Origin of the sequence: Parahaemophilus parainfluenzae (assembly GCF_001053575.1) — a bacterium.
GTDB lineage: Bacteria > Pseudomonadota > Gammaproteobacteria > Enterobacterales > Pasteurellaceae > Haemophilus_D > Haemophilus_D parainfluenzae_S.
This window is the reverse complement of the sequence record NZ_JVSL01000040.1, coordinates 85,064-101,929: the sequence shown is the minus strand read 5'-3', so window position 1 is coordinate 101,929 and position 16,866 is coordinate 85,064. Positions and strand designations below refer to the sequence as shown.

General features: G+C 38.9%; 17 protein-coding genes. 16 read left to right on the top strand and 1 reads right to left on the bottom strand.

What is annotated here, in order from left to right:
* The first annotated feature begins 28 nt into the window (after positions 1-28).
* The 6 genes from lpcA to AC979_RS09185 all read left to right on the top strand — a co-directional run bounded on the left by lpcA (position 29) and on the right by AC979_RS09185 (position 4,401).
* Entirely contained in the window at positions 29-607 is a 579-nt protein-coding gene (gene lpcA, locus AC979_RS09210) for a D-sedoheptulose 7-phosphate isomerase (protein WP_049373936.1), read from the top strand.
* A gap of 155 nt (positions 608-762) precedes the next feature.
* Positions 763-1,500 (top strand): arginine ABC transporter ATP-binding protein ArtP, encoded by a 738-nt coding sequence (gene artP / locus AC979_RS09205; protein WP_049370083.1) that lies wholly within the window; start codon positions 763-765, stop codon positions 1,498-1,500.
* An 11-nt stretch (positions 1,501-1,511) separates the two neighbouring features.
* Positions 1,512-2,231: an arginine ABC transporter substrate-binding protein gene (locus AC979_RS09200; protein WP_049373935.1), complete on the top strand. Its 720-nt coding sequence runs from the start codon at positions 1,512-1,514 to the stop codon at positions 2,229-2,231.
* A 3-nt stretch (positions 2,232-2,234) separates the two neighbouring features.
* Entirely contained in the window at positions 2,235-2,906 is a 672-nt protein-coding gene (gene artQ / locus AC979_RS09195) for an arginine ABC transporter permease ArtQ (RefSeq protein WP_049373934.1), read from the top strand.
* Positions 2,906-3,589: an arginine ABC transporter permease ArtM gene (gene artM, locus AC979_RS09190; RefSeq protein ID WP_049373933.1), complete on the top strand. Its 684-nt coding sequence runs from the start codon at positions 2,906-2,908 to the stop codon at positions 3,587-3,589. Before artQ ends, artM begins: the two co-directional genes overlap by 1 nt.
* A 116-nt stretch (positions 3,590-3,705) precedes the next feature.
* On the top strand, positions 3,706-4,401 hold the full coding sequence (locus tag AC979_RS09185; RefSeq protein WP_049373932.1) for an SIR2 family NAD-dependent protein deacylase: 696 nt from the start codon (positions 3,706-3,708) through the stop codon (positions 4,399-4,401).
* A 63-nt stretch (positions 4,402-4,464) separates the two neighbouring features.
* On the opposite strand, the gene AC979_RS09180 is transcribed toward AC979_RS09185, so the two are convergent.
* The gene (locus AC979_RS09180) at positions 4,465-4,698 is read right to left on the bottom strand and encodes a zinc ribbon domain-containing protein (protein ID WP_049373931.1); all 234 of its coding nucleotides are present in this window, start codon (positions 4,696-4,698) and stop codon (positions 4,465-4,467) included.
* 202 nt (positions 4,699-4,900) lie between these two features.
* Between AC979_RS09180 and AC979_RS09175 the strand changes: the two genes are divergently transcribed.
* The 10 genes from AC979_RS09175 to ftsW all read left to right on the top strand — a co-directional run bounded on the left by AC979_RS09175 (position 4,901) and on the right by ftsW (position 16,865).
* Positions 4,901-6,475 (top strand): carbon starvation CstA family protein, encoded by a 1,575-nt coding sequence (locus AC979_RS09175; RefSeq protein ID WP_049373930.1) that lies wholly within the window; start codon positions 4,901-4,903, stop codon positions 6,473-6,475.
* 209 nt (positions 6,476-6,684) lie between these two features.
* Complete coding sequence (gene mraZ, locus AC979_RS09170) at positions 6,685-7,143, top strand: division/cell wall cluster transcriptional repressor MraZ (RefSeq protein WP_005696540.1); 459 nt, start codon at positions 6,685-6,687, stop codon at positions 7,141-7,143.
* An 84-nt stretch (positions 7,144-7,227) separates the two neighbouring features.
* The gene (gene rsmH / locus AC979_RS09165) at positions 7,228-8,196 is read left to right on the top strand and encodes a 16S rRNA (cytosine(1402)-N(4))-methyltransferase RsmH (RefSeq protein WP_049373929.1); all 969 of its coding nucleotides are present in this window, start codon (positions 7,228-7,230) and stop codon (positions 8,194-8,196) included.
* Position 8,197: 1 nt separating this feature from the next.
* Positions 8,198-8,518 carry a cell division protein FtsL gene (gene ftsL / locus AC979_RS09160; protein WP_049373928.1) on the top strand — a complete coding sequence of 107 codons (321 nt, stop codon included), beginning with the start codon at positions 8,198-8,200 and terminating at the stop codon, positions 8,516-8,518.
* 14 nt (positions 8,519-8,532) lie between these two features.
* Positions 8,533-10,353, top strand: a complete 1,821-nt coding sequence (locus AC979_RS09155) for a penicillin-binding transpeptidase domain-containing protein (protein ID WP_049373927.1) — start codon at positions 8,533-8,535, stop codon at positions 10,351-10,353.
* 14 nt (positions 10,354-10,367) lie between these two features.
* Positions 10,368-11,837 (top strand): UDP-N-acetylmuramoyl-L-alanyl-D-glutamate--2,6-diaminopimelate ligase, encoded by a 1,470-nt coding sequence (gene murE, locus AC979_RS09150; protein ID WP_049373926.1) that lies wholly within the window; start codon positions 10,368-10,370, stop codon positions 11,835-11,837.
* Positions 11,838-11,842: 5 nt separating this feature from the next.
* Positions 11,843-13,213 (top strand): UDP-N-acetylmuramoyl-tripeptide--D-alanyl-D-alanine ligase, encoded by a 1,371-nt coding sequence (gene murF / locus AC979_RS09145; protein ID WP_049373925.1) that lies wholly within the window; start codon positions 11,843-11,845, stop codon positions 13,211-13,213.
* Positions 13,207-14,289, top strand: coding sequence for a phospho-N-acetylmuramoyl-pentapeptide-transferase (mraY, locus tag AC979_RS09140; RefSeq protein WP_005696533.1), 1,083 nt, complete (start codon positions 13,207-13,209; stop codon positions 14,287-14,289). Before murF ends, mraY begins: the two co-directional genes overlap by 7 nt.
* Positions 14,290-14,351: 62 nt before the next feature.
* Positions 14,352-15,665: a UDP-N-acetylmuramoyl-L-alanine--D-glutamate ligase gene (murD, locus tag AC979_RS09135; protein ID WP_049373924.1), complete on the top strand. Its 1,314-nt coding sequence runs from the start codon at positions 14,352-14,354 to the stop codon at positions 15,663-15,665.
* 15 nt (positions 15,666-15,680) lie between these two features.
* On the top strand, positions 15,681-16,865 hold the full coding sequence (ftsW, locus tag AC979_RS09130) for a putative lipid II flippase FtsW (RefSeq protein WP_049366214.1): 1,185 nt from the start codon (positions 15,681-15,683) through the stop codon (positions 16,863-16,865).
* Position 16,866: the final 1 nt, after the last annotated feature.

Here is a 16,866-nt window from a genome sequence, read left to right as displayed (position 1 = left end):
TCGAATTTTAATTTTTAAGGAGAATAAAATGTATTTTGATCAAATTAAAGCTGAGCTTGTGGAAGCACAAGACGTATTAAATAAGTTTGTTTCAGATGATAACAACATCAAACTCATTGAGAAAGCGGCTAAATTGTTAGCGGAAAGCTTTAAAAATGGCGGTAAAGTATTATCTTGCGGTAATGGTGGTTCTCACTGTGACGCCATGCATTTTGCTGAAGAACTCACAGGTCGTTATCGTGAAAATCGTCCAGGTTATCCTGCAATTGCGATTTCTGATGTAAGTCATTTAAGCTGTGTAAGTAATGACTTTGGTTATGAATATGTATTCTCTCGCTTTGTTGAAGCCGTCGGTAAAGAAGGCGATGTTTTATTCGGATTATCAACATCAGGCAATTCTAAAAATATCTTAAATGCGATTGAAGCGGCTAAAGCAAAAGGCATGAAAGTGATTGCGATGACAGGTAAAGATGGCGGTAAAATGGCGGGCTTAGCGGATGTTGAAATTCGTGTGCCACACTTTGGTTATGCAGATCGTATTCAAGAAATCCATATCAAAGTGATTCATATTCTAATGATGCTAGTTGAATTTGAGATGGCAAAATAGGCCTAATTCGCGATAAGTGCGGTTTAAAATTCAATGAGTTAAAGATCCCAAAAAGTTTTTTGGGATTTTTTTATAAAAACACTTGCATAATTAGTCATTAAAAAGTAATATTTATTCATTCTTAAAAATCAAGAGAGGATGGCAGTAAACTTAGTATGGCGATTAGTGTTAAAAATTTGAATTTCTTTTATGGTTCATCACAGGCATTGTTTGATATCAATCTTGATGCACAAGAAGGCGATACCGTGGTGTTACTTGGACCAAGTGGAGCAGGAAAAAGTACGTTAATCCGTACATTAAATTTATTAGAAGTGCCGACCTCTGGCGAATTGCATATTGCGAATAATCATTTTGATTTGTCTCAAGCGAATAATAATCCGAAAGCCATTCGTCAACTTCGTCAAGATGTCGGCATGGTATTTCAACAATACAATCTTTGGCCGCATTTAACGGTGATTGAAAACTTGATTGAAGCGCCCCAAAAAGTATTAGGCATTAGCGAAGAAGAAGCGAAAAAAGATGCATTAGAACTTTTAAAACGTTTACGTTTGGAAGAGCATGCCGATCGTTTTCCTCTTCACTTATCAGGCGGTCAGCAACAACGTGTTGCTATTGCTCGAGCATTAATGATGAAACCACAAGTGTTGTTGTTTGATGAACCAACGGCAGCACTGGATCCTGAAATTACGGCTCAAGTTGTTGATATTATTAAAGAACTTCAACAAACAGGCATTACTCAGGTGATTGTGACCCACGAAGTGAACGTGGCACAAAAAGTGGCGACCAAGGTCGTCTATATGGAACAAGGTAAGATTATTGAAATGGGCAGTGCAGATTGCTTTGATAATCCAAAAACCGAACAATTTAAACAATATCTTTCACACTCAGAATAAGGAAACACAACATGAAAAAATTACTTTTAAGCGTAATGTTAATGGGCTCAGCTTTTGCTGCAAATGCACAAGAAATCACTTTCGCGATGGAGCCGAGCTACCCGCCATTTGAAACAACAAATGAAAAAGGTGAAATTATCGGTTTTGATGTGGATGTAGCGAATGCAATTTGTAAAGAAATCCAAGCGACTTGTCATTTCAAAAGCCAATCTTTTGATGCATTAATTCCAAGCTTGAAAGCAAAACGTTTTGATGCAGCGATTTCTGCAATGGATATTACTGAAGCGCGTGCAAAACAAGTTTCATTTTCTAATGCGTATTATGACAGCACAGCAAGTTATGTCGCTTTAAAAGGCAAAGCAGATTTAGCTTCAGCAAAAACAATTGGTGTTCAAAACGGAACAACATTCCAACAATATACCGCAGCAGAAACCAAGCAATATAATGCAAAATCTTATGCAAGCTTACAAGATGCGATCTTAGACTTAAAAAATGGTCGTATTGATATCATCTTCGGTGATACAGCCGTATTGTCTGATATGATTTCTAAAGAGCCTGAAATTCAATTTGTTGGCGAGAAAGTGACTAACAAAAAATATTTCGGTAATGGTTTAGGTATCGCGGTGAATAAATCGAGCAAAGAATTGCTAGAAAGCTTAAATAAAGGTTTAGAAACCGTGAAAGCAAATGGTGAATACCAAAAAATCTATGACAAATGGATGACAAAATAATCTATGTTTTATGATTATCTTACATTAATTGGACATGCAGCCCTAATGACCTTAGGGCTTGCTATTTGCTCGTTAATTGTCGGTTTATTGCTCAGTATTATTTTTACGGCTTTAGAAGCGAATAAATATGTCTTTATTGCGAAACCAGCTTCTGTTGTGATCGCTTTATTGCGTGGTTTACCGGAAATCTTGGTGGTTCTACTGATTTATTTTGGTTCAACCCAAGTTGTGGAAATGCTGACGGGTGAGTATATCGAATTCAGCGCCTTTGGTTGTGGTGTATTTGCATTGTCTTTGATTTTTGCCTCTTATGCTTCACAAACCTTACGTGGTGCGATCCAAGCTATTCCAAAAGGACAGTGGGAATCAGGTGCAGCATTAGGATTAAGTCGACCTTATACCTTCATCCATTTGATTATGCCGCAAGTATGGCGACACGCTTTACCGGGCTTAAGCAATCAATGGTTAGTATTATTAAAAGATACAGCGTTGGTGTCGTTAATTGGTGTCGATGATTTAATGCGTCAGGCTGGGTATATCAATACTAACACCCATGAGCCTTTCACTTGGTATGGTATTGCTGCGTTAATTTATTTGGTGATTACGTTGATCAGCCAAGTAGGTATTCGCAAATTAGAATTACGTTTCACTCGATTTGAACGGGGAGTCGAATAATGTTTCAAGAGTATTTAGCAGTCATTGCTCAAGGTATTCCGACTAGCCTGTTACTTACGGTTGTCGCATTGTTTATTGCCTTTTTCCTCGCATTGGGCTTAACCTTTTTGCTTTCTATTGGCAATAAATTAGTCAAAAGTGCGGTCAATTTATTCCTTGTTTTATTTACAGGCACCCCACTTTTAGTGCAATTTTTCTTAATTTATGCAGGTCCAGGACAATTCCAATGGTTGGTGGATAGCCCATTATGGGGATTATTCTCCAACGCATGGTTCTGTGCAGCATTAGCTTTAGCATTGAATAGTGCGGCTTATTCAACCCAGTTATTCCATGGCGCAGTAAAAGCGATCTCTAAAGGCCAATGGGAAAGCTGTGCGGCACTAGGGTTAAGTCGTCTGCAGACTTTAAAAATCTTAATTCCTTATGCGTTAAAACGTGCGCTCCCGTCTTATACTAATGAAATTATCTTGGTATTTAAAGGTACAGCGTTGGCTTCTACCATTACGATTATGGATATCATGGGATATGCACGCCAACTTTACGGTACTGAATATGATGCGCTCACTATCTACGGTATTGCTGGTGGTATTTATCTCATCATTACCGGTATTGCTACTTTATTACTCCGTCAGTTAGAAAATAAAGTGTTAGCATTTGAACGTATTGATACCGCCAAGGCATAAAGTGCGGTCAAAAATAGAAACAAATCGGGCAGTTTTAAAATTGCCCGATTTTTTATTATAAATTCGAAGTGAATCTGTTTTTCAGGCTTATAATATAAAGTGCTGAGGAGGATATTATGAAACCTATTTGTGTCGTATTAACAGGCGCAGGAATTAGTGCCGAAAGTGGTATTCCCACATTTAGAGCGGAAGATGGTTTATGGGCCGAGCATAAAGTCGAAGAAGTTTGCACACCTGAAGCTTTGCTGAAGAATAGAGCGAAAGTGCTCGATTTTTATAATCAACGCCGTAAAAATGCCGCGGTGGCTAAGCCAAACGCAGCGCATCTCGCCTTAGTTGAATTAGAAAAAGCCTATGATGTCAGAATTATCACGCAAAATGTGGATGATTTACATGAACGCGCAGGAAGCTCAAACGTTTTACATTTACATGGCGAACTAAATAAAGCTCGCAGTAGCTTTGATGAAAGTTATATCGTAGATTGTTTTGGCGATCAGAAATTGGAAGATAAAGATCCAAATGGGCATCCAATGCGTCCATATATTGTTTTTTTTGGTGAAATGGTGCCGATGTTAGAGCGAGCAATTGATATTGTAGCGCAAGCAGATGTCGTGTTAGTGATTGGTACTTCTTTGCAAGTGTATCCAGCTAATGGCTTAGTTAATGAAGCGCCAAGCAAAGCGCCAATTTACTTGATCGATCCAAATCCCAATACAGGATTTGTTCGTAAGCAAGTTATCGCAATAAAAGAAAAAGCAGGGAAGGGCGTACCGGAAGTAGTGAGCGTATTGTTAGATAAAATAAAAGATTAATCTGTAGCTAAGCAATAAAGATAAAGTGCGGTCAAAATTCTCATTGTTTTTTGACCGCACTTTTTATTCCCCAGTTAGCCAACTTGCAAGCAAAATAACAATAGTAAAAATAGCCAACCAAATAAGATGGAGCTTAGTGCTTTTTCGATTAATTTCGGTGTTTTGTTGGCGTCTTTGTTCAAGTTTTTGTTTGTAAATTTCAAGATCTTCTTCTTTAAAGGAAAACCCACAATTTGGACAAAATTGCGCGGATTCGCTGATTTTTTTGCGACATTCTGGGCAGCGGGTGAGAGCCATTGATGATCCTTTATTAATTATTTTAATTTATATGCCTATTGTAAGTGAAAAAAACGGAATGATAAACGTGACATGGATCACAAAATTGAAACAATGTAAAAATTAAAATTTTGATTTTGATGATTTTCACTTAGAATACCGCCGACGAAGTCTAGTATATGACTAAATTTCGGTATTCATTTATTCCTGAGGAGTATTTTTTATGTTGTGGTTTTTCTTCTGCGTGGCGTTATTGCTTGCAGGTTATTTCTTTTATAGTCGTGTAATTGAGCGCATTTTTGTGATCAATCCAAACCGTCAAACGCCAGCTTATACAATGAATGATGGCGTTGACTATATGCCAATGTCTAAAACTAAGATTTGGTTAATTCAATTATTAAACATTGCAGGTACAGGTCCAATCTTTGGTCCAATTCTTGGTGCGTTATACGGACCAGTTGCAATGCTTTGGATTGTAGTGGGTTGTATCTTTGCTGGTGCGGTACACGATTATTTCTGCGGGATGTTAAGTGTGCGTAATGGCGGGGCATCTATGCCTAATCTTGCAGGTAAATACTTAGGTCGTCCAGTTAAAGCATTCATTAACGTATTAGCGGTAGTGCTTTTATTATTAGTGGGTGTGGTATTCGTGGCAAGTCCAGCTCAATTAATGGGTACGATTACAATGGATGTGTTCGGTGCCGCATCAGGTAGCATTTCTATTAGCAATGCGGAAGAAATCCATCAAGTAGCTGAAGCAGGTGGTATTACCGTTTGGGGTATGGATAAAGCGACAGTTATCAGTGTTTGGACTGGTATCATCTTCATTTACTATATTCTTGCAACATTACTTCCAGTTGATAAAATCATCGGTCGTATCTACCCATTCTTCGGTGCATTATTACTCTTTATGTCTGTAGGTATGGTATATGGTTTAGTAACTGCAGATCTTAGCTCAGCAGATCCAATTTCTTTCTATCGTTCTGTGGACGGTATGTCTTTTGAGAAATTCTTCCAAAACTTTGAAACCCGTGCAGATTTACCATTATGGCCACTCTTGTTCTTAACTATCTCTTGTGGTGCATTATCTGGTTTCCACGCAACACAAAGTCCGTTAATGGCACGTTGTACTGAAAACGAAAAAGAAGGGCGTTTCATTTTCTACGGTGCGATGATCGGTGAAGGTGTGATTGCATTAGTATGGTGTGCAGTTGGTTTAAGTTTCTATGATTCTTTACCAGATTTGTTAGCTGCGATTAAAGCGGGTTCGCCTTCTAAAGTGGTTTATGATTCTTCAATCCACTTCTTAGGTCTTGTTGGTGGTATTTTTGCAGTATTAGGTGTGGTTGTTCTTCCAATTACATCAGGCGATACAGCATTCCGTGCAGCACGCCTTGTTATTGCAGAATTTTTCCATTTAGAACAAAAAACCTTAGCTAAACGTTTAATTATTGCTGTGCCATTATTCGTGGTTGGTTATATCGTATCAAAAGTGGATTTCTCTATCTTATGGCGTTACTTCACTTGGGCGAACCAAACTACTGCGATGGTTATGTTATGGACTGCAGCAGCGTACTTATACCGTTATAATAAATTCCACTGGGTATGTACAATCCCTGCGGCATTTATCAGTACTGTATGTTTTACTTATCTTGCATACAACAAAATCGGTTTCGGTTTAGACTATCAATTATCTGTTTATATCGGCTTAGGCTTAACTGTTCTTTGCTTGGTATTATTCTTCACACAGCTTAAACCATTAGGTGATCGTGATGAAGAAGCGTATGTAAATAACTAATTAAATCGAGTTAAAAATTGAAAAACCGTTTGAGGGAAACCTTAGACGGTTTTTTTGTTTATTTTATTGCCAAAATTTACCAATCTTTACGTTTTAATTGCTTGCAAGTTAAGGCTACAACCGATAAACTTACGCAAAGTGGTGAAAAGTGGAATTTTGTGGAAAATTCTGCCAAATTTTTCTAAAAATAAACGTTTAAAGGTAGAGAAATGTTTCGTGGTGCAGCAGCGGTAAATTTAGATGCGAAGGGTCGTGTAGCGATTCCTACTCGCTATCGTGCTGAAATCATGGAAAAGAACCAAGGCCAAATGGTTTGTACCGTTGATATTCGTCAGCCTTGTTTATTACTTTATCCTTTAGATGAATGGGAAAAAATCGAACAAAAACTACTTTCACTCTCCAACTTTGACCCAAATCAACGCCGTTTACAACGTGTTATGCTCGGTTATGCCACTGAATGTGAAATGGATGCGCAAGGTCGTATCTTATTAAGTGGTCCATTACGTCAACATGCAAAATTAGAAAAAGGCTTAATGTTGGTAGGGCAGTTGAACAAATTTGAAATTTGGAGCGATACTGAATGGTACGCACAAATTGATGAGGATATCGAAATTGGCTCAAGTGCTGAATTCGGTGCTTCTGAAGAACTAAAAATGCTGTCATTATAGAACAGCAGCACTAGCGGGATAAGCGGTGCTTGCGCCGCTCTATCTTTTCTTTATCGATTTTGATTTAACTTTTACTTTTTATTTATGACTACGCAAAATTCCTTTTCTGCACCTGAACATATCACGGTTTTGCTTTACGAAGCGGTGAATGGTTTGGCGTTGAAAGAAAACGGAATTTATATTGATGGCACCTTTGGTCGTGGTGGTCATTCTCGTCTAATTCTTTCCCAACTTTCTGAACATGGTCGTTTAATTGCCGTTGATCGTGATCCACGTGCGATTGCTGAAGCTGAAAAAATTCAAGACCCTCGTTTTCATATTGAACATAATAGCTTTTCACACATTCTAGATATCTGTCAAAAACTCGATTTAGTTGGTAAAATTGACGGTATTTTGCTGGATTTAGGCGTATCATCTCCACAGCTTGATGAAGCCGAGCGTGGGTTCAGTTTTATGAAAGATGGCCCGTTAGATATGCGTATGGATACTACTCAAGGTTTATCTGCGGCAGAGTGGCTAAAACAAGTATCTGTTGATGATTTAACTTGGGTGTTAAAAACCTTCGGTGAAGAGCGTTTTGCAAAACGAATTGCGACTGTCATCGTAGAGTTCAACAAAAGTGCGGTCAAAAATGGCACAGAATGTTTAAGTCGTACTTCTCAACTCGCTGAATTAATTGCTCAAGCCGTACCGTTTAAAGATAAACATAAGCATCCAGCGACGCGTAGTTTCCAAGCCATTCGAATTTATATTAATGCGGAATTAGATGAATTAGAAAGTGTATTAAATTCTGCATTAGATATGTTGGCCCCTGAAGGGCGTTTATCGATTATCAGTTTCCATTCACTTGAAGACAGAATGGTAAAACATTTTATGCGTAAGCAAAGCAAAGGCGAGGATATTCCAAGAGGCTTACCACTACGTGAAGATCAAATCCAACGTAATCAAAAATTAAAAATCATTGGTAAGGCAATTCAGCCAAGTGAGGCAGAAATTTCAGCGAATCCACGTTCAAGAAGCGCGGTATTACGTATTGCGGAAAGGGTGAAATAAGATGTTAGAAAATAGCGAACGTTATCCTTTACAACATATTCTCGTTGAAGATATTTTTTCTTCTAATAAATTAATTGTCGTCTTACTTTTATTAATTTTAGCTTCTGCAATGGGCACAATTTGGATGACCCACCAAACAAGAGGCTTGATTTCTGAAAACGGGCAGTTGGTATTACAACACCAAGCCCTTGAAAACGAATATCGCAATTTGCAATTACAAGAAGCAACCGAAAGTGATAATACAAGAGTTGAATCCATTGCAATCGGTACATTAAAAATGCAACGTGTTCAAAGTGAACAAGAAGTGGTTATTTTGGAATAGGGATTTTGAATAAAATGGTTAGATTTAATTCCTCTAAGAAACCAGGAAAGCCAAAGAAAACAATTAGAAAATTGGCTCAACCTGCGTCAGTAAAACCAAATAAACCGAAGATGGTGTTTGAGAAATGCTTTCTTCGTGGTCGTTATCTTATTGCGACAAGTTTTATTTTCTTAGGATTAGGTGCATTAGTGGCTCGTGCTGCTTATGTGCAATCTGTTAATTCTGAAACCCTTTCTGGTGAAGCGGACAAACGTTCATTACGTAAAGATGACGTCCTTTCTGTTCGCGGTTCAATTTTAGATCGTAACGGCCAATTGTTATCGGTGAGTGTGCCGATGAGTGCAATTGTGGCTGAACCGCGCTTGATGCTAAAAGAAAATGCATTAGATGATAAAGAACGCATTAAAGCTCTCGCAAATGAATTAAATATGACGCCAGCCGAGTTGGTGAAAAAAATTGAGAAAAATGCCAAGTCAGGTTTCTTGTATTTAGCGCGTCAAGTAGAAGCGAGCAAAGCGAATTATATTCGTGATCTCAAAATTAAAGGTATTTCATTAGAGACTGAACCACGTCGTTTTTATCCTCGTGTAGAAGAGGCGGCCCAATTAATCGGCTTTACCAACATTGATGGTAAAGGGATTGAAGGGGTTGAGGCGAGCTTCAACTCAATGTTAGTGGGTAAAGACGGTGCGCGTGTTGTTCGTAAAGACAAACGTGGTAACGTGGTTGAACATATTGCCGATGAGAAAAAATACGATGCACAAGATGTTACCTTAAGTATTGATGAAAAGTTACAATCCATGGTGTATCGTGAAATCAAAAAAGCGGTAACTGAGAACAAAGCTGAATCTGGTACTGCGGTGTTGGTGGATGTGCGTACGGGTGAAGTATTAGCAATGGCAACCGCGCCTTCCTACAATCCGAATAACTTAGCCAATGTAAAAGACGAGTTAAAACGTAACCGTGCGATTACCGATACCTTTGAACCTGGTTCAACCGTAAAACCTTTCGTTGTGTTGACCGCACTTCAACGTGGTGCAGTGAGACGTGATGAGGTAATTAATACAGGTTCATTTACCGTAAGTGGTAAAGAAATTGTCGACGTAGCACCTCGCCCACAACAAACCTTAGATGAAATTTTGATTAACTCCAGTAACCGTGGTGTGAGCCGTCTTGCGTTACGTATGCCACCTTCAGCATTAATGGAAACTTACCAAAATGCAGGTTTAGGTAAAGATACTGAGTTAGGTTTAATTGGTGAGCAACGTGGCGTATTAAATGCAAACCGTAAACGTTGGGCAGATATCGAACGTGCAACAGTGGCTTATGGTTATGGTATTACTTCAACACCATTACAAATTGCGCGTGCCTATGCTACTTTAGGTAGCTTCGGGATTTATCGTCCACTTTCTATCACTAAAGTTGATCCGCCGGTTATTGGTCAACGTGTTTTCTCTGAAAAAATCACGAAAGACATTGTAGGTATGTTGGAGAAAGTGGCAATCAAAAATAAACGTGCGATGGTTGAAGGTTATCGTGTAGGTGTGAAAACCGGTACGGCACGTAAAATTGAAAATGGTCACTATGTTAATAAATATGTGGCATTTACAGCGGGTATTGCACCAATTAGCGATCCACGTTATGCATTAGTTATTTTGATTAACGATCCGAAAGCAGGGCAGTACTATGGTGGTGCGGTATCTGCGCCAGTATTCTCAAGCATTATGGGCTATGCATTACGCGCAAATGGTATTGCGCCAGATGCAGAACCAACAGAAAAAACAGCAAGACGCACTGTTCGCTTAAGCGATCAAAAACTTGAAAAAATGAATTAAGAAAAGGCAAAACAATGAAAAAATTGACCGCACTTTTTGAGCTTCCGGTGCTTTCAGATATGAATGTGAAGGCGATGGTGTTAGATAGCCGCAAAGTGACTCAAGGAGATCTATTTGTGGCAGTAAAAGGGCATCGTTTTGATGCGAGTCAATTTGTTCCTCAAGCTATTTCTTCTGGTGCAAGTGCGGTCGTTTTAGAGACAGATTTAGAAAACGAGCATTTGAACATCCAATGGCAAAATAATGTGCCAGTGATTCATTACTATCATTTATCTGCTCATCTTTCAGCATTGGCAGGTCAATTTTATGACAATCCTTCCGAAAAATTGACTTTAGTTGGTGTCACTGGAACAAATGGTAAAACTACGGTTTCTCAATTATTAGCTCAATGGGCTACGCTATTAGGCCACAAAGCAGCTGTCATGGGCACCATTGGCAATGGTTTATTAGGTCAAGTCAAAGAAGCCAAAAACACCACGGGTTCAGCCGTTGAAGTCCAAGAAAACCTCGCTGATTTTGTAGAGAAAGGGGCTGATTTTGCTTCTATCGAAGTATCTTCACATGGTTTAGTTCAACATCGCGTTGAAGCCCTTAAATTTAAGGCTGCTATTTTTACCAATTTAAGTCGAGATCACTTGGATTATCACGAGACAATGGAAAAATATGCAGAAGCTAAAAAACGCTTTTTCGTTGATTTAGCCCCCGAATTACAAATTCTCAATGCTGACGATCCAGTTGGGGCAGCCTGGTTAAATGAATTACCAAATGGCATTGCTGTCAGCTGCCGCTCAGATTTCCATCCAACATTTAAACAATGGCTTTATGCAACACAGATTCGTTTTACTCACGGAGGTGCTGTAATTGATGTTGCTTCAAGTTGGGGTAATGGAACATTACATAGCCCATTAATTGGCGCTTTTAACGTGAGTAATCTGTTGTTAGCCACGGCTGTTTTATTGGCGTTAGGTTATTCCTTCGATGATCTTATCCGTACTGTTGCACAGTTAAAGGGAGTAAATGGAAGAATGGAATTAATTAAAAAAGCAGGAAAACCAACAGTTATTGTTGATTATGCCCATACTCCGGATGCATTAGAAAAGGCATTAAATGCTGCGCGTGAACACTGCAAAGGTAAACTTTGGTGTATCTTTGGATGTGGCGGTGATCGTGATGCGGGCAAGCGTCCACTGATGGCAAAAGCGGCTGAGCAGTTTGCAGATTTAGTGATCGTAACCCAAGATAATCCGCGCACAGAAGACCCAAATAAAATTGAAGCAGATATCCTTACGGGGTTTAGTCGCATGGAAGACGTTGGTGTGATTCCGGATCGCGAAGAAGCTATCAAATTTACCATTGAGAATGCCGTTGAAAACGATGTGATTGTGATTGCTGGTAAAGGTCATGAAAACTATCAGATCATTGGGGATAAAACATTTCATTTCTCTGATCAAGAAGTGGCTGAAATCTATTTAACGAAAAAATAAACATAATGATTAAACTTACTACCCAACAACTTGCCCAAATTTTAAATGCTGATCTTATTGGCGATGAGCAGGTCGTTGTTGAAAATATCAATACGGATACGCGTAAAGCGGTATCCAACTCGCTTTTCTTTGCATTAAAAGGTGAGCATTTTGATGCACATCAATACTTAGATAAAGCCGTTGAGCAAGGTGCGACAGCCTTAGTTGTACAAAAAGCTAACACTAACATTTCAACACCACAATTAGTTGTTTCAGATACGCGTTTAGCCCTTGGTCAATTAGCAAAATGGTTACGTGAAAAAATTAATCCTCGTACCGTAGCGATGACTGGTTCATCAGGTAAAACCACAGTGAAAGAGATGACTGCATCGATTTTGCAACAAACAGCAGGCAACCCTGAAGCCGTGTTATTCACGAATGGTAATTTCAACAACGATATTGGCGTGCCATTAACGTTATTACGCTTAACCGAACAACATAAATTTGCTGTTATTGAATTAGGTGCAAATCATCAAGGTGAAATTGATTACACTACGCATCTTGCTCAGCCTGAAGCCGCATTAGTGAATAATGTCGCGGCTGCACATTTAGAAGGGTTTGGTTCAATTGAGGGCGTAGCACGTGCGAAAGGTGAAATCTATCGCGGTTTAACCCCAAATGGTGTAGCCATTATTAATTGCGAACATAATTATATTGAATTGTGGCAAAAAGAAATTGGTTCACATGCTATTCAATATTTTAATGGTGGCGATTACAAAGCTGAAAATGTAAAACATTCATCAAATGGTTCAACGTTTACGTTAGTTTCACCAAAAGGCAGCATTGAAATGAATTTACCTTATTTAGGTGAGCATAATGTAAAAAATGCCTTGGCAGCGACCGCACTTGCTATGAATGTCGGCGCAAGTCTTGCTGATGTTAAAGCAGGGCTTGAACACCGTTCTCAAGTAAAAGGGCGTTTATTCCCTATTCAAGTGAATGAAAATTTGTTGTTATTAGATGATACTTACAATGCAAATGTGGATTCTTTACAAGCGGCAATTGATGTTTTAAAAGGTTACGATGCTTTCCGTATTCTACTTGTGGGCGATATGAAAGAATTAGGCGAGGATAGTCTAAAATGTCATCAACAAGTGGGCGAGCATGCAAAACAAGCTAAATTAGATTTAGTGCTTTCTTATGGAACAGAAAGCGCGGTCATTTCTGAGGCTGTTTTGGGAAAACATTTTAAAGATAAAGCTGAATTAACAGCTTATGCGTTAGATATTATTAAACAGAAATTACAAGAAAACCAAAAAGTCGTCGTATTAGCGAAAGGCTCGCGCTCAATGAAAATGGAAGAGACGATTTATTCATTAAAGGATAGCTTATGTTAGTTTGGCTTGCTGAATATTTAGTTCGCTATGAAACGGCATTCAATGCCATTTCCTATATTACCGTACGTGCGATTTTGGCATTATTGACCGCACTTTTCATTTCTTTATGGATTGGTCCGAAAGTGATCAAACGCCTTCAAATCTTAAAATTTGGTCAAGAAGTGCGTAATGACGGTCCTGAAAGTCACTTTGCGAAAAAAGGTACGCCAACCATGGGCGGTGTGATGATTTTATTCTCCATCGGTGTAAGTACGTTATTATGGGCTAACTTAACGAATCCTTATGTTTGGATTTGTTTATTTGTGTTATTTGGCTATGGTGCAATTGGCTTTGTGGATGATTTCCGTAAAATCACGCGTAAAAATACAGACGGTTTAATTGCGCGTTGGAAATATTTCTGGATGTCTGTTGTGGCATTAGTGGCGATCATTTGGTTGTATTGGTTAGGTCATGATACCGATGCAACTCGTTTAGTCATTCCATTCTTTAAAGATATCATGCCACAATTAGGTTTATTCTATATTGTGTTGTCTTACTTTGTGATTGTGGGCACAGGGAATGCGGTAAACTTAACCGACGGTTTAGATGGTCTTGCAATTATGCCAACAGCGTTAGTGGCTGGTGCATTTGCTTTAATCGCATGGGCGACCGGTAACGTTAATTTCGCAGAATACTTACATATCCCTTATATCAAATATAGTTCTGAAGTGGTGGTGTTCTGTACCGCAATCGTAGGCGCAGGCTTAGGATTCTTATGGTTTAATACTTATCCAGCTCAAGTCTTTATGGGCGATGTCGGCTCTCTTGCACTAGGTGGCGCACTTGGTGTCGTTGCTATCCTTGTTCGTCAAGAGTTCTTATTAGTGATTATGGGCGGTGTATTTGTTGTTGAAGCCTTGTCCGTGATTTTACAAGTGGGTTCTTATAAATTAAGAAAACAACGTATTTTTAGAATGGCGCCGATTCATCATCACTTTGAATTAAAAGGTTGGCCAGAACCAAGAGTGATTATTCGGTTTTGGATTATTTCCTTGATGTTGGTGTTGATGGGGCTTGTAACGCTCAAACTAAGATAATTTTTGTAGGGTGCACTTGTTGCACCCTGCGTGATCCCAGAATACGAGAGAAGAAAAACAACATGACAACTCTATATCAAAATAAAACTATCACCATTATAGGCCTTGGGAAAACAGGCCTTTCTTGCGTTGAATATCTTCAATCTCAACAAGCTAACATTCGTGTAATTGATACTCGCCAACATCCAGCAGGTGCGGATAAATTACCTAAAAATGTTCCCTTACATACAGGTAGCCTAAATCAACAATGGTTACTTGAAAGCGATATTATTGTCATTAGCCCAGGACTCGCGGTAAAAACACCTGAAATTCAGACCGCACTTTCAGCGGGTGTGGAAGTGATTGGGGATATCGAATTATTCTGTCGAGCTGCCACCAAGCCAATTGTCGGGATTACAGGCTCTAACGGTAAAAGCACTGTAACAACATTAGTCTATGAAATGGCAAAAGTGGCGGGAATAAAAGTGGGTATGGGTGGAAACATTGGCATCCCTGCGTTGTCATTATTAAATGAAGATTGCGATCTTTATGTATTAGAACTTTCCAGTTTCCAACTTGAAACCACTTATAGTTTGAAAGCGGCTGCAGCGACGGTACTTAATGTGACTGAAGATCACATGGATCGCTATGTGGATTTAGAAGATTATCGCCAAGCCAAATTACGTATTTACCATAATGCGGAAACAGCGGTAGTGAATTTAGAAGATAAACTCACTTTTGGCGAAGGTGAAAATCAAGCTAAGAGGGTAGTGTCTTTTGCTGAAAATCAAGCGGATTATTGGTTAAAAACCGAAAATGGTAAACAGTACTTAATGGTGAAAGATGAAGTGATTTTACCTTGTGATGAAGCCACTTTAGTTGGTCGTCATAATTACATGAATATTTTAGCCGCAACAGCATTAGCACAAGCTGTCGGCATAAATTTAGAGGCAATTCGTACCGCACTTCGTCAATTTAAAGGCCTAGATCATCGTTTCCAATTGGCCCATCAAGCGAATGGTGTTCGTTGGATCAATGATTCTAAAGCGACTAATGTCGGCAGTACCGTTGCGGCATTGGCTGGTTTATATATTGAAGGAACATTACATCTTTTATTAGGTGGTGATGGTAAAGGCGCAGATTTTTCTGAATTAAAGGATTTAATCAATCAGCCTCATATTTCAACGTATTGCTTTGGTCGTGATGGCAAACAACTAGCCGCACTTTCAAGTCAAAGCCATTTGTTTGAAACCATGGAACAAGCGATTTCATTTTTACGTCCACATTTAAAATCAGGCGATATGGTGTTATTATCTCCTGCTTGTGCAAGTTTGGATCAATTTGCCTCTTTTGAAAAACGTGGCGAAGAGTTTACTCGTTTAGCAAAATTAGCTTAAAGAATTAGGGTAGTAATGGAATTTATCAATAAAATTAAACAAAATTATGAACAATGGGCGAGAGTGACGCCGCAAGGATTACTTTACGATCGCGCATTGTTTTGGCTTTTTGTCGTGCTATTGCTGATTGGTTTGGTAGCAGTAACTTCTGCTTCGATGCCTTACAGTGCACGTGTATTTAATGATACATTCTATTTTGCTAAACGTGATGCCGTTTATGTCTTGCTTTCTTTAGCAACTTGCTATTTAACTCTCCAAATTTCTTCTTCCCAATGGGAAAAGTGGCACGCAAAAGTTTTCTTATTAGCTATTGTTTTACTCATACTGGTTCTTGGTATTGGGACTTCTGTTAATGGTGCTAAACGTTGGATTTCTTTAGGGATTTTAAATTTCCAGCCTGCGGAGTTTGCGAAGTTAGCGTTAACCTGTTTCCTGGCGAGCTATTTTACGCGTCGTTATGATGAAGTACGTGGTAAAAAATTCAGTGCAGCTAAGCCTTTCATTGTGATGGGCGTATTAGGGATATTCTTACTAGCTCAGCCTGACTTAGGTAGTACCGTCGTACTTTTCGTTATTACCTTTGGTATGCTTTTTATTGTCGGTGCAAATTTTTGGCAATTTATTTTGCTAATTGGTACAGGCATACTTCTCTTTGTATGGCTGGTTCTCTCTGCCTCTTATCGTTTAAAACGTTTTACCGGTTTCTTAGAGCCGTTTAAAGATCCTTACGGAACAGGGTTTCAACTGACTAACTCTTTGATGGCGTTTGGTCGTGGTGAAATTAGTGGGGAAGGGCTCGGTAACTCTATTCAAAAACTTGATTATCTTCCTGAAGCACATACTGACTTTATCATGGCGATTATTGGTGAAGAATTCGGCTTTATTGGCATTTTGGTTGTTGTGATTCTTTTAGGTCTATTGATTTTCCGAGCGATGAAAATCGGACGTGAATCACTCATGTTAGAACAACGTTTCCGTGGCTTTTTTGCTTTAGGTATTAGTTTCTGGATTTTCTTCCAAGGTTTTGTCAATCTAGGCATGGCCTTAGGGATGTTACCAACAAAAGGTTTAACTTTCCCATTAGTGAGTTACGGTGGTTCAAGTATCATTATTATGTCGGCAACCGTAGGGATTTTATTGCGTATTGACCATGAAAATAGATTACAACGAGGTGGTCAAGCTCGTTTGAGAGATGATTAGG